At 40.7% G+C, this 16,100-nt stretch carries 2 protein-coding genes; both read left to right on the top strand.

Annotated elements, in window-relative coordinates; genetic code table 11:
* Positions 1 to 58 precede the first annotated feature (58 nt).
* Positions 59 to 8,341, top strand: a complete 8,283-nt coding sequence (locus HT731_RS08225; RefSeq protein WP_173278472.1) for an SIALI-17 repeat-containing surface protein — start codon at positions 59 to 61, stop codon at positions 8,339 to 8,341.
* 357 nt (positions 8,342 to 8,698) lie between these two features.
* On the top strand, positions 8,699 to 15,925 hold the full coding sequence (locus HT731_RS08220; RefSeq protein ID WP_173278470.1) for an SIALI-17 repeat-containing surface protein: 7,227 nt from the start codon (positions 8,699 to 8,701) through the stop codon (positions 15,923 to 15,925).
* Positions 15,926 to 16,100: the final 175 nt, after the last annotated feature.

Here is a 16,100-nt window from a genome sequence, read left to right as displayed (position 1 = left end):
TTCTAAAGGGAAATGAGAACGTTTACGATTGTGAGCGTATGAAAGGAAATAAGAAAAAATGGGAAAACATTTTTTTGAGAAACGGTGTCATTATAGTATTCGTAAATTTACGATTGGTGCAGCTTCTGTTATGATTGGTGCTAGTATCTTTGGTGCTGGCATGGTTCAAGCAGCTGAAACAGAAGGACCTGCTGAGACAGAAGGAACAATAACACAGGCTCAGCCTCTGGATAAGCTGCCAGCAGATATAGCAGCAGCTATTGAAAAAGCAGAAACTGCCACTACGACAGGGGATAGTGAAACTCAACCAAGTGAGACAGAAAGTCAGCCTGAAAATACTGGAGAAACAGTTACAAAGCCAACTGAAACTCCTGCTCCGAAGGAAGAAGCAACTCCAAAACCAGCAGCAACTCCAAAAGAAGAAGTAGCTCCAGCAGCTAAACCATCTGAACAGCCAGTGACTAAAGATTTGGTCGAAACTCCAGATGTCAATCATTTAGAAAAAGCTTCTGCTACAGCATCAAACCATGAAGCAAATACACAATACACAGCAGAAAAGGCAATTGATGGAAAACCTGACACTCGATGGGCAACTGACCAAAACGTTGCTAAACCAACTATCGAATTTACACTGGAAAAGACAACAGTGATTAAGCATGTGGAGATTGATTGGGATCGCCGTGCTCGTGGTGAAAAAAATGACCCCAATATCAAGTCATGGAATCTCTATTATGCTGGTCAAGATGATGTGAATGAGTCGGGAGTTAAAGAATGGAAGTTAGCCTATCAAAGAACAGGAACTCCACTTCTTGATGAAAAAGTTGATTTGAAAGAGGCTATTCAAGCGAAGTACCTTAAACTTGAAATCACAGATTACCAAGCTGGTACTATGAACTGGAAAAATGTAGGGATTCAAGAAATTCGCGCCTACTCAAACATTCCAGATGCCAGCAAACCAACAGATATTCGTCAAGTTACAGAACTAACAGTTGCTGAAGATGGAAAATCACTTGTCTTGCCTAAGTTGCCAGGTCAAGTTAGCTTGATTGGTAGCAACAAACAGGGTGTTGTTGATCTCAATAACAAAATCTACAAACCTCTAACAGATCAAACTGTTAAGGTCATGGTCCAACAAGTCAAAGATAGCCATACCCTTACAAAAGAATTTGAAGTTCTTATTAAAGGCTTGCATGCAGACGAAGGTGTTGGAACCAAACCAGCAGTTGCTCCAGCAGTTCAACAATGGTATGGAACTGAAGGAAAAACTTCTATTACAGCATCTACTGTTATTTCAGTCGGAGATTCTGGATTTGGCCAAGAAGCGAAATTCTATCAGACTGACCTTGAAAGTCGTGGCTTAGAAATCGCCACAGGTGGTCAAGCAGCACAAAACCGCATTGAGTTTAAAAAGGTTGAAGATAAGGGCTATGGCAAAGAAGGCTATGGTATCAGCATTAAAGATGGAGTTATTACAGTAGAAGCTGCAACAAATGCAGGTGCTTTTTATGCTACACGTACTCTTCTTCAAATGGGAGAAAAAGACCTACAGAACGGTGAAATCCGTGACTTCCCAAGCTTCAGCCACCGTGGTTTTATGCTAGATACAGGTCGTAAGTTTATCCCTTATGATACGCTTGTGGATATCATGCTCAACATGGCTTACTACAAGATGAATGACTTGCAGTTGCACCTAAATGATAACTATATCTTCCTAAAAGAGCACTTGGCAGGTAAGAACTTAAGTCCAGAAGAAGAACTCAAGTATGTTCTAGAGCATGCTAAGACAGGCTTCCGTGTGGAGACAGATATTGTTGGTAAGGATGGACAAAAATTAACATCAGATGAGCACTATACCAAGGAAGAAATGCAAGAAATCATCAAATTAGCAAAAGCTTTGCATATCAACCTTGTTCCTGAAATTGACACACCAGGTCACGCCCTTTCATTCGTTAAAGTTCGTCCAGACTTGATGTACAAGGGTCAGCTTAGTGCGAGAAAACATAATGTAGAACGTGTAGCTATGTTGGACTTGGATAATAAGTACGAAGAAACACTTGCTTTTGTTAAGTCAGTCTATGATAAACTTCTTGATGGTCCAGATGCACCCCTTCATGGAGTTTCTACCGTTCATATCGGTACAGATGAGTACTATGGAAGTCCAGAAAGCTATCGTCGCTATGTCAATGACCTCATCAAGTATATCAAAGGAAAAGGTTATACACCACGTATTTGGGGATCACTCAGCGCCAAACAAGGAAAAACGCCAGTTGATTGGAAAGATGTAGAAGTGGATATCTGGAGCCTTGGATGGCAACGACCAGCAGCTGCAATTGCCCAAGGTGCTAAGATTATCAATATCACAGATGTTCCAACCTATAGTGTCCCAAGTGGTAGTAATAGCCAAACTGCTTATGGAGATTATGCTAACTATGAAACTCAGTACAACCGTTGGACACCAAATGACTTCTCAACAGGTGGAGGACCACGTCTAGAAGCCTCTAATCCTAATATCATTGGTGGTGGTCATGCGGTTTGGAATGATAATATTGACCTCCATGAAACTGGACTTACTTCTTATGATATCTTTAAACGTTTCTTCAAGAGTATGCAGTCTACTGCAGAACGCACTTGGGGTTCAGATCGTGCAGCCAAGACCTATGCAGACCGTATTCAACCAACAAGTGTTTATGCACCTCAATCCAACCCTGAAAAGACTATAGCTGAAGAAGACTTGTTCAAGATTAATCCTGAGACTGTCAAAGATTACCTTGCTAAGAAAGTGAAGAAGACTGAAGCAGGATTGAATTTCGACAAAGACAGTACTATCGAAGGTCTAGTTGGTGATGCGGGACCAAGTCATGTCTTGAAAATGGATGTTACTGTAACTGGTGACGGAGAACAAACATTCTCAACAAGTGGAAACAACCAACTCTATCTTGCGGATAAGGATGGCTATCTTGCCTATACTTTTGAACAATTCCATATCCAATTCAATAAGAAACTTGAAAAGAACAAACGTTATCAAATCTCTGTTGTAACCAAACCACAATCAACAGAAGTGTATGTAGATGGTGAAAAGGTTGAACGGATTGCAAATCCAGCGAATCCTCGTTTTGCTCATAACAGCTTAGTTTTGCCGCTTGAAACGATCGGTGGTTTCAAAGGAATCTTACATAGTGCTGAGTTGTCAAATGAACCATTTGTCAATCCACGTTTGATTCCAAATGATCATTTTACAGTTTCTGCAACTAGTCAAGAATTACCAGGTACCAATGCAGAAGGTCCGGTAGAAAAAGCCTTTGACAATGATCCAAACACCTTCTGGCATTCAAAATGGTCTGGACATAAAGCACCATTCACAGTTGCTATGAACTTGAAAGCAAGTGAAAAAGTAAATGGTTTGACTTATCTTCCACGTCCAGGTGGTGGTAATGGTGTCGTGACATCTTATGAAATCTATGCTCAAAAAGATGGTCAAATGGTTAAAGTTGCTTCAGGAACTTGGGAAAACAATACCAAAGAGAAAACAGTGAACTTTGATGCAGTTGAAACGGATAAGGTAGAATTAAAAGTTCTAGCAGGTGTTGCAGGATTTGGTAGTGCCGCAGAAATTCAACTTCTGAAACCAGTTTCTACTAACAAGGCAGAAGAGCCAGCTACTCCAAAAACACCTAAAGTTGAGGAAATGGGTGATGGTACAACTGAACTTGCTGATAACTTTGTAGCTAGCAAGCCAACAAGTGATGAGGCAGTTGCTGCTGCAGCCCAAAGTCAAGACTACCTTAAGAAAGAATACAAGGTATTCCCAACACCACAAAAAGTAACTTACGATGAAGGTGTTACGAAACTCCATAAACAAGTCAATCTTGTCATGGGAGATCAATTAGATATCTATACTCGTAACCGCTTGAAGAGCGTTCTACAAGATCATCAAATCTCATACACAAGCAGTCAAACAGCAGTGGCAGGTGCTACTAACATCTACCTTGGTGTTCATGGTCAAAATTCACAGGCTGAAAAAGAAGTATCTGGAATTTCTCAAGGACTCTTTGATAAAATTGATGCTTATGCCTTGTCAATCAAGAACAATACAATCTCTATCGTCGGTAAAGATACAGATGCTGTCTTCTACGGTTTAACGACTCTCAAACACATGCTTAATGAGAGCGCGGCACCAGTCTTACGTAATGTAACAGTTGAAGACTACGCTGAAATTAAGAACCGTGGCTTTATCGAAGGTTACTATGGAAATCCTTGGAGTAATGCTGACCGTGCAGAATTGATGCGTTATGGTGGTGACTTGAAGTTGACTCAATACTTCTTTGCACCAAAAGATGATCCATACCACAACAAGAAATGGCGTGAACTTTATCCAGAAGAGAAATTAGCTGAAATCCGTGAATTGGCTCGTGTCGGAAACCAGAACAAGACTCGTTATGTATGGACCATCCATCCATTCATGAACAACCGTATCCGTTTTGGCAATGATGCTGACTATCAAAAAGATTTGGAAACCATTAAGGCTAAATTCACTCAATTGATGGATGTCGGTGTTCGTGAGTTCGGTATTTTGGCCGATGATGCTCCAAGTCCAGTTGGTGGCTACAATAGCTACAACCGCTTGATGAAGGACATGACAGACTGGTTGACTAAAAAACAAGCAACTTATGTCGGCCTTCGTAAGGAAATGATTTTTGTCCCAGGTCAGTATTGGGGTAATGGACGTGAAGATGAGTTGAAAGCACTCAATGAAAATCTTCCAACTTCAACCTCTATGACCCTTACTGGTGGTAAGATTTGGGGTGAAGTATCAGAAAACTTCCTTTCAAATCTTAAGAACAACCTGACTGCAGGTGGTAAGACCTACCGTCCAGTTTCTCTATGGGTCAATTGGCCTGTTACAGATAACTCTAAACAACACTTGATCTTGGGTGGTGGTGAGAAATTCCTTCATCCGAATGTAGATCCTAGCCTTCTTTCAGGTATCATGTTGAACCCAATGCAACAATCCGAGCCATCTAAGATTGCCCTCTTCTCTGCAGCTCAATATGCATGGAAACAATGGAAGTCTGAAGAAGAAGCTAAGAAAGTCAACGATATCGCCTTTAACTTTGTTGAAAATGGTAAGTTTACTGATAGTGAAGCATCTATTGCCTTCCGTGAACTTGGTAAACACATGATCAACCAAAATATGGATGGTCGTGTTGTGAAATTGGAAGAGTCTGTTGAACTTGCTCCGAAATTGGCGGCCTTCATGTCTAAGTTGAAAGCTGGTCAAGATGTTGGTGCAGAGCGTGAAGGCTTGCGTGCAGAATTTGCGAAACTAAAAGCTGCAGCTCAACTTTATAAAGCATCTGGTGATGAAAAGATGCGTGCTCAAATCCATTATTGGTTGGACAATACCATTGACCAAATGGATGCCTTGAGTGCTCTCCTTGATGGTACAGAGGCTATCGAAAAGAACGATTCTGCAAAACTTTGGGATAGTTACTATAAGGGATTGAAACTATATGAACAGTCTCAAACTTATACCTTCCATTATGTAGACCATGACGAAAAAGCTGAGTTGGGTGTTCAACATATCCGTCCATTCTTGCTTGGACTGCGTGAAATCTTGGCAACAGAAGTTCAAAAAGCCTTGCATCCTGATCAAGTGATTAGTACCTTTATCACAAACCGTACAGGTGTAGAAGGCGGACTTGCTGAGGTAACTGATGGAGATTTGGGAACTCATGCATTAATCAAATCGCCAAACAGTATCAAGACTGGTGATTACATTGGTTTGAAATTTAACAAAGCTGTTCCACTCCAAAACTTGACCTTTGCAATGGGAACTCAAGCAAATCCTCGTGATACCTTTAACAATGCTAAGGTTGAGTACCTAAATGAAAATGATGAGTGGGTAACACTTTCAGAACCAAGCTATACTGGAAATGAATCTCTTATTAAATATGAAAAACTCAATATTCGTGCCAAGGCTGTTCGAATGATTGCGACTTCAGATCGTGATAATACTTGGTTTGCTGTAAGAGAAATTGCTGTTAACCGCCCTGTGGAAGTTACTCGTGCTAAACAGGCAGCTACTGTGACGATTAGTCCAAATCTTATGTACAAGTACAATACGACAGTTGGTCAGATTACAGACGGTCGTGACAATACTGAAGCCATGCTTGCGAATGCTGATCGAACTGATACAACTCCAGTAAATAGTTGGGTACAACTAGACTTAGGCGAAGTCAAACCTGTGACTAAGGTTCGTCTCCACCAAGGTTCAGGAGATAAATTAGCAGAAGGTGTTCTTGAATATTCTGCAGATGGTAACTCATGGCAAGAATTGGATCGCTTGACTGGTGAACAAACCAAAGAAATCGAAACTCCAATTTCAGCTCGCTATGTCCGTATTCGCAATACTAAGAACACCAACCTATGGTGGCGTATCGCTGACTTCTCAGTTGAAACACGTACAGGCAATAGCCAATTGACTGATACAAATGTTGAGAACTTGAAGTCAACTCCAGTTTATGACAGCCTAGGCCGTTATAATATGCAAATTCCGAGCGGAACAAAACTTCCAGCTAAAAGTTATTTGGGTATGAAACTTGATCGTCTTCACCAAGCTGAACTCATTCAAGCGGTTGGTACAGAAAACCCATCCCTTAATTTGGAATATTCTCCAAATGCCCAAGAATGGTATCCGGCTGATCAAGTGACAGATAAGTCCTTGGTACGTTATGTTCGTTTGGTCAACAAGACTGACCAAGAACAAGCAGTGACAGCAACCTCTCTACTTGTTCAGACAAAAGAAATTCAACCAACCACACTTGATTCGACATCAATGGGCATCCATCCAACATATGGTCGCAATGACGTTCGTAAGATTAAGAACTTGGATCAATTGTTCGATGGAGTTTACAATAACTTTGTAGAGTTTTCAGACTATGCGCGTAAAGATGGTCATATCACCTTGAAGCTAGGTAGTGAACGTGCAATCAAGAAAATTAGAGCTTACATTCAAGACGGCACTCAAAACTATCTCCGTGATGGTAAGATTCAAGTCAGTCAAGATGGCAAGACTTGGACAGATCTTGTGACAGTTGGTGATGGTGTTGCCAATGAGACACGTGATGATTCCTTGACAGATGGTTGGACACATGATTCTAAGATGCCAGGAAACCGCTACATCGAGGGTGAACTTGCAAGTCCAGTTAAAGCCAATTATCTCCGTGTTCTATTTACAGCTAACTATGATGCTCGTTTTGTAGGCTTCACTGAGTTGGTTATCAATGATGGCGAATTCGTGAAACCGATTAATGATCCAACTGTTCAAGGAAACAGTGGTGAAAGCCAAGGTAACCTCTACACCAACCTCGTAGATGGTAAGGTATTGACTAGCTATAAGGCTGAGAAAGAACAAGGTGAGCTGGTCTACCACTTGTCAGAACCGACAGATGTCAACCATATTCGACTTGTTTCAAGTCTTCCGCAAGGAGTGAAGGCTCGAGTATTGGCTCGAACTCTTAAATCAGATAAAAGAGATTCTTGGTCAGAAATAGGTGAGATTACCTCAAGCTTCCAAACATTTGCTGTCCGAGATAAATCTCCATTATTGGATGTGAAACTTGTTTGGGAAGGAGGTAAACCAGAGTTCTACGAAATGACGACATTCCACCAAGAACTTCCAGAGGAACCAGCCAAACCGGCTCCAACTACAAGTAAGGGTGACGAACCATCACCAGTAGTAGAAGTCCCAGAATTTACTGGTGGCGTAAATGGTGTCGAAGCAGCTGTTCATGAAGTTCCAGAATACACTCAAGCTATTGGCACAGCAGGCGATGATGTGGTTCCAGTAGTAGAAGGGCTAGAATTCAAAGGCGGAGTAAACGCAGTTGAGGCAGCTACCCATGAAGTTCCCGAGTATACTGAAGCTATTGAAAAAGCAGACAAGCTACCATCACCAGTAGTAGAAGTCCCAGACTTCAAGGGTGGCGTAAATGGCACTGAAGCAGCTGTCCATGAAGTCCCAGAATATAAAGAAACAGCAAGCCCTCAAGTCACTCCAACAGAGGAAAACTTGAAAGATTCGGTTGATAAAGTCGATGGAGATAAGATGAGCAGTGGCAATCGTGATGTTGAAACTACTGTTGAAAAGTCCGATGAATTTGCAAGTGCATCAGTGAAAACAGATCAAGCACAAAAACAAGAACAACCACAAACATCGGTTGCTAAAGTTAAAGATCAACTTCCAGCAACAGGTGGAGAAGAATCAGCTACTTTAGCCTTGTTAGGTGGTCTTGGACTAGTTCTCTCTGCCGCTTTTATCAAAAGAGGGAAAAAGGATTAAGAATTCGAAAAAGAGTTATTCAATAATCCTGGATAAACATTAATGTCACAATAAAACCACACAGTGATTTCAGTATTGAGCATCATCAAGCTGAAAGCAACACTGTGTGGTTTTTGAATAGTTGATAGTTTCGGACCAGATTCTTTATCCATTGTTAAGCTTCTCGTTATAGGATGTTGCCTCAATCTTTTTTTGTTATATTAAAATCATAAAAAAGATTGCAATTTTTTGTTCATTTTGATATATTCAATATATACAAAAAACAAACTCGATGCTTAGTTGTGTGTTCAGAAGGAAGTTATTTTTCTAAAAAAGGAAGCGCTTACTCAGCATCAAGAAAAAGAAAAGAGGATTTTAATGAACAAAAGACTTTTCGATAAACGTTGCCATTATAGCATTCGTAAATTTGCTATAGGTGCGGCATCTGTGATGATTGGGGCTAGTATATTTGGTATTTCAGCTGTACAAGCTGAGGAGGTGGCTTCATCCAATACTCAAACAGAAGAAACAACAGTTCATCAACCTCAGCCTTTAGATAAGCTTCCCGATGATGTGGCAGCTGCTATCGCAAAGGCTGATGAGAATGGTGGACGTGAGTTTGTAAAGCCAAAAGCTGAGTCGACAGAAGACAAAGTGACTAAGGATACAGAACCTACTAAACCTGTTAATGAAGGTAACCATGAATTGGTTAATCCTAAAGTTGAAACTCCAAATAAGGTAGGAGAAGAAAACGAAGCTGAAGAGAGGCAAAAAGCTGAAGAGACAAATCCAAAGACTGTGGAAGATGGTCCGAAATCTACAGCAGCAGTTGAAACAGATGTAAAAGAGGATGCTAAGAAAACTTCAGAAAAGGATCAGGTAAAACCGACTGCAGATCTCAAATCTTCTTCTGAAAAAACGCAAGCGCTTTCTAAAGAGTCAAGTAAAGCGGATGTTGAAACAGAGAAGCAGCTATTATCAGATCGAAAACAAGACTTCAATAAAGATTGGTACTTTAAACTAAACGCCCAAGGAGATTTTTCAAAAAAAGATGTGGATGTTCATGATTGGTCTAAATTGAATCTACCACACGATTGGAGTATTTATTTTGACTTCGATCACAAGTCTCCTGCTCGCAACGAAGGTGGACAGTTAAATGGTGGAACGGCTTGGTATCGTAAGACTTTTACACTGAATGAAGCAGACAAGAACAAGGATGTTCGTATCAATTTTGATGGTGTTTACATGGATTCTAAGGTTTATGTAAATGGTAAATTTGTAGGACATTATCCAAGTGGTTATAATCATTTTTCTTATGATATTACAGAATTTTTGAACAAGGATGGCAGTGAAAATTCCATTACCGTTCAAGTGACCAATAAGCAGCCAAGTAGTCGTTGGTATTCTGGAAGTGGGATTTATCGTGATGTAACCCTTAGTTATCGTGATAAGGTCCATGTTGCGGAAAATGGGAACCACATTACAACACCAAAATTAGCTGAACAAAAAAATAGCAATGTTGAAACACAAGTTCAAAGTAAGATTAAAAATACAGATAAAAAGGCTGCGAATGTCTTTGTGGAGCAACAAATTTTCACTAAGGAGGGTAAAGCTGTTTCAGAACTAGTTCGTTCTGAAACTAAGAGTTTGGCAGAAAATGAAACAGCACAATTTAATCAGAATATCCTGGTTAATCAGCCAACTCTTTGGACAACGAAAAGTTACCATCCTCAACTTTATGTTCTAAAAACAAAAGTCTATAAAGAAGGCCAGTTAGTTGATGTAACAGAAGATACATTTGGTTACCGTTATTTTAACTGGACAGCTAAGGAAGGATTTTCTCTCAATGGTGAGAGAATGAAATTCCATGGGGTAAGTATTCACCATGACAATGGAGCCTTGGGTGCAGAAGAGAACTATAAGGCTACTTATCGTAAATTAAAACTTCTGAAAGATATGGGAGTGAACTCCATTCGTACCACTCACAACCCGGCGAGCCCTCAGTTGCTAGATGCTGCGGCGAGTCTAGGACTTTTGGTTCAAGAGGAGGCTTTTGACACTTGGTATGGTGGCAAGAAGACTTACGACTATGGACGTTTCTTTGATCAAGATGCGACTCATCCCGAGGCTAAGAAGGGAGAGAAGTGGTCTGATTTTGATCTTAGAACAATGGTAGAACGTGATAAGAACAATCCGTCTATTGTGATGTGGTCTCTTGGAAATGAGGTAGATGAAGCGAATGGTAGTCCTCGTTCTATTGAAACTGCTAAACGTTTGAAGGCTGTCATTAAAGCGATTGATACCGAGCGTTATGTTACCATGGGTGAGAATAAATTTAGTCGTGCAGCAACAGGTGATTTCTTAAAAGTTGCAGAAATCATGGATGCTGTGGGTATGAATTATGGAGAGCGCAATTATGAAGCTGTTCGTAGAGCTCATCCAGACTGGCTCATCTATGGTTCTGAAACTTCTTCAGCTACTAGAACGCGTGATTCTTATTACAATCCTGCTCAAATCCTTGGACACGATAACCGTCCAAATCGTCATTATGAACAATCTGACTATGGTAATGACCGTGTTGGATGGGGAAGAACAGCTACTGAGTCATGGACTTTTGACCGTGATCATGCTGGCTATGCTGGTCAATTTATCTGGACAGGAATTGACTATATCGGTGAACCAACTCCATGGCATAACCAAGATAATACACCTGTAAAAAGTTCTTACTTTGGTATCATCGATACGGCTGGTTTACCGAAGAATGATTTTTACCTTTACCGTAGTGAGTGGTATAGTGCTAAAGAAAAGCCAACTGTTCGCATTTTACCACATTGGAACTGGACTGATGAGACCCTTAAGGAGCGTAAGATGCTGGTTGATGGAAAGGTTCCAGTTCGTACCTTCTCAAATGCAGCAAATGTCGAATTATTCTTAAACGGTCAGTCGCTTGGTAAAAAGGAATTTACTAAGAAGAGAACAGAGGATGGGCGTCCATATCATGAGGGGGCTAAACCAAGTGAATTGTATCTTGAGTGGCTTGTAAAATATCAACCAGGTACACTGACTGCGATTGCTCGAGATGAAAATGGTAACGAAATTGCGCGTGATAGTGTGACAACTGCTGGGGAGCCAGCAAGAGTTCGTCTGACTAAAGAAGAGCATGTTATCACAGCAGATGGTAAAGATTTATCTTACATCCATTACGAAATTGTTGATGGCGAAGGGAATGTTGTTCCGACAGCGAATAATCTTGTTCATTTCAATCTTCATGGTCAGGGACAGATTGTTGGTGTGGATAATGGAGAACAAGCTAGCCGTGAGCGCTACAAAGCTCAAGCAGATGGAACATGGCAAAGAAAAGCCTTCAATGGTAAAGGAGTTGTCATTGTAAAATCAACAGAAAAAGAAGGTAAATTTACTCTTTATGCAGATTCTGCTGGTTTAACATCTGATAGCGCAACGGTCGCAACTGTGTCTGGTAAGAAAGAAAACCGTCACTTTATAGCCTATGCTCCTGTGAAGGCAACAACTGATGTGAGTACCAATCCTGAACTACCACAAACAGTAACAGCTATTTATAGCGACGGCAGTGTTGAAGAAAAAGCTGTGACTTGGAAAGTGCCATCTGACTTGCTTACAAGCGCAGGTGAGAAAAAAGTATCCGGTAATGTCGAAGGTCTCGAAACTAAGGCTGAAGCCCTTGTCAAGGTAGTTGCACTTGATAAGTGGTTGCCTAAGGTAGCAACAGTTCCAGTTGGTACAACGGCAGCTGATTTGGATAAAACGGTTACGGCTGTTTTGTCAGATGGTAGCTTAATTGATACCGATGTTGTTTCTTGGACTTTGAAAGATCCTGCCGCCTTGACTAAAGAAGGTGGACGAACTGAAGCAACTGGTAAATTGGCAGATGACGATCGTGAAGTAACTGCAACCTTTATCGCAAGCGACAAGGAAACAGAAAGTACTGTTACAGGTCTCACGGTTGGAGATAAGACTCTTGAAAACTTTGAGCCTGGAAAGACTTATTACCGAGTATCCCTTCCTTACACTGCTAAAATTCCAAGTGTTGGAGCACAGACTACGGGCTATCAGGTAACGGTTCAACAAGCTTCTGCTGATAATGGGTATCAGGCTTCCGTCTTCTTGAGTGACCAGAAGGGTGATTTAGTTCAAACTTATTTGATTCAATTCGTGAAGGAAGCACCTGCTTTGACTCGTTTGGAAGTAAGCGTTGAAGGAAAAGAGAAAGCAACAGAAGATCAAGTTCTCCCTTATCATGTGATTGGGCATTATGAGGATGGTTCACAGACAGAATTTGCAGCGTCAGATGTCCACTTGGAAGTCAAGTCAGCTGATGGTGGTCATCTTGAGGTAAATGGACAGAACTTGTTACTTTATACTAAGGGTAGTGTTACTCTAACTCCTCGTATTGACAATCAAACAGAAAAAACACAATCTGTCACAACTGAATTGGTGATTAGAGAAAATAAAGTAGAGAAGAAAATTGTCAAGCTTCATCCAGTTTCTATCTCTACAGATATTAATCAGCAGCCTAATTTACCTAGCCAAGTTGGAGCGGAATTTGATAAGGGCTTGCCTCGTAAGGTAGCTGTGACTTGGGACAAGGTAGATGAAAAAGAATTGGGACGCTATCATAGCTTTACCCTTAAAGGACATGTAGAAGGAACAGATATTGAAGCTCAAGCAACGGTGACGGTTGAAGGCTTACAAGTTGCAGAGGAAATCAGCCTTACTCTTCCTAAGGGTGAGACAGTTCAATTGCCAGCCAGTGTACGTGCTTACCATTCTAATGGAACCACTATCTACAAAGATGTGGTTTGGGATCAGGTACCAGCTAACTTTAGTCAAACTGAAGGGGTGTATGAAATCAATGGTCATTTAGTTGGTAGCAATCTGACCACCAAGGCTCATGTCCGTGTTTCTAGTCAAGTGGTTGCTGGAAATAATATCTCTAAACAATGGACAGGTTCACAATTACCAGCAGCTATTGTATCCAATACAGGAGGGGATGATTCGGCTAATGCTTTGAACGACCTGACTGTATCAAGAACGCCTACAGATGCTAAAAATAGATGGACTACTTGGAGAACAAATACTGATAATGACTGGGCATCAATCTTGTTTGGAAACTCTGGTGATTTGACCAAGCGCTTTGTTGATAATCTTTCAGTTGATTTCTATACTGATGGAGCGATTGGTCTTCCAAAAGAATATGTTATTGAATACTATGTCGGTCAAGAAGTTCCAGATCTTCCGAATGATGTCAATAATGCTCAACGTGATAGCAACCATCCATTTAATAATGAAGCTAACTGGAAAGAGGTGGAACACCTCAAAGCTCCTGGACAATTATCTGCAGGTAAAACCAACCACTTTACATTTGATAAGGTAGAAACCTATGCTGTTCGTATGCGCATGAAGAAAGCAGATGGAACTGCTGGTGTTGGTTTGACAGAGCTAACTGTCCTTGGAAATAAGGTAGTGAGCTCTACAAGTTCAGAAATTTCTATCCAAGTAGATGGCAAGAAGCTTGAACATTTCAATCCATCTAAGACTGATTACTATATTCCTAAATCTAGCAAAGAAATCACTGCAACAGCTAGCAATAATGGTCTGGTAACAGTTGTGCCTGCAACAAGTGAAAAAGGTGCGACACGTCTTATCTTAAAAGCTGAGGATGGAACTGTTCTGAAAGAATATCGCATCTTCCGTGATGATGAAAAAGAGTCAACACAACCAGTAGCTGCAGAAAATAGTGCTAAGACTTTGAATGTAGGTGATCAACTTCAATTGCCTGCTGAAGTGACAGTTTACTATCCTTCACAAGCTGGTTGGGTTAAATCTAACCTTGCTGTCCAATGGGATACGGTCCCTGAACATGCAACGGAACATGAGGGAAGTTTTGAGGTAACTGGTCATGTCATTGGTACAAATCTAAGTACCAAAATGCAGGTAACAGTTGTTTCTAAAGGTAACCAAGCTCTGTCAGAAAATCCAAGCAACAATGAAACGGATTCTAAAGCCTTTGCTTCGACAACGAACGATACACAAGCAGCTTCACATGATAGAATTTTCTATATCAATGATGGAAAATACAATGAAGACGGACGTTGGACAAACTGGTCTCGTACTCCGAAAAATCAAGAAACTTCTGTCGGACTAGTCTTTAAGAAGGATGGAAAAATTGCCTCTCAATCCATTGGAAAAGTAGCTATTCAGTTCTTTAAAGATAGTGGAACAGATGCTCCAGAGAAAATGGTTCTAGAAAGATATATTGGTCCTGCCTTTACAGAACCAAGTACGATTTCTCGTTATGAAGAAAATGCTGACCATCCATTCAACAAGGCAGAAAATTGGGCATCAATCCCTTATAAAGCTTCTGGAGAATTAGTAGCTGGTAAACCAATAGAGTTTAACTTTGAACCGGTTCAAACGACAGCTATTCGTGCCCGCATGACTCGTAAGGCTACTACTAATGGTTTGGCAGTTGTAGAATTTACAGCCTACTCTGCAGGCAAGGGAGCAGAAGTGGAAACACCATCAGCCACTATTTCGGTTGATGGAAAAGCATTGGAAAACTTTGATCCAAATGTGACAGATTATACACTAACAGCAATGAGTTCCCAACCAAAAGTCACTGCGACAACTAGTGGACATGGAGTAGTTACAGTTGTGAATCCTGGAAATACTAATCTTCCAACACTCGTGCGTCTTATTTCCAAAGATGGAAATCTTGTGAAAGAGTATCGTTTACACTTTAAGACAGCCTTCCAAACAACTCCGACAGAAGGAGTTAAGAACTTAGTAGCAGAAACTCCAAGCTTAGAAATTGAAAAGACTCCGCTACCATTTAAAGAAGTTATTCGTGAAAATCCTGAACTTGCTCAAGGTCAACGTCGTGTAGTTTCTGAAGGACAAAATGGAGAAAAAGTTGACTATATTCAAGTATCGGGAACTACTAGAACTCTGGTTCATACTGAACAAAGAAAGGCTCAAGATCGCATTATTGAGGTAGGAGTAAAACCATCTATTTCAAATAGTAAAGGTGAGGAACCTGCGCCAGTCAACGAAGTTCCAGAATTCAAAGGCGGTGCTAACTTTGTAGAAGCAGCAGTCAACGAAGTTCCGGAATTCAAAGGCGGTGCTAACTTTGTAGAAGCAGCGGTCAATGAAGTCCCTGAATTCAAGGGAGGTGCTAACTTTGTTGAAGGAGCAGTTAACGACATTTCAGAATACAAAGGGAAACAATCGACTGTTGGTAATCAGGTAGCACCAGTCGATGAGAAACCTGACTTTAAAGACGAGGTAAACACAGGAACTCCTCAAGATAGCAAACTTCCAGGGGATAAAGCTGTTCCAGAAACAGTAGGAAATCATGAAGCACCAGTTCGTGAGAAAGCAGAGCATCCAGTACAGAACTTAGCTAATAACCAGACTACAGAAAGAAAGGCTTCAGCAGTCAAAGAAGATCAAAATAGCTTACCAGAAACTGGTGAGAGAGAATCTGATACAGCTATCTTCTTAGCAGGTGTTAGCTTAGCCTTGTCAGCAGCACTATTGACTGCAAAACGTAAAGAAGATTAGACTTTATCTCTAAAGCATTCTGATTTTTATAAATTAATCGAGGATTAAAACTTGAATCTATAAGTAAGTAGAGCTACTATGATATAGAACCTCAATTTGAGGAGAAATATAGTAGATCCCTGCATGATAAAACGCATCGTATTAAGGTTTTGAATATGTACTGATCCCAAAAAGT

The organism is Streptococcus sp. k-163 (assembly GCF_013277555.1).
Classification (GTDB): Bacteria; Bacillota; Bacilli; order Lactobacillales; family Streptococcaceae; genus Streptococcus.
The sequence above is the reverse complement of the archived record's forward strand: the minus strand, read 5'-3'. Positions and strand labels throughout refer to the sequence as shown.

What these genes read in the sequence shown, in the direction of transcription:
- HT731_RS08225 (WP_173278472.1), top strand. Translation starts at nt 59, where the DNA reads ATGGGAAAACATTTTTTTGAGAAACGGTGTCATTATAGTATTCGTAAA.
- HT731_RS08220 (WP_173278470.1), top strand. Translation starts at nt 8,699, where the DNA reads ATGAACAAAAGACTTTTCGATAAACGTTGCCATTATAGCATTCGTAAA.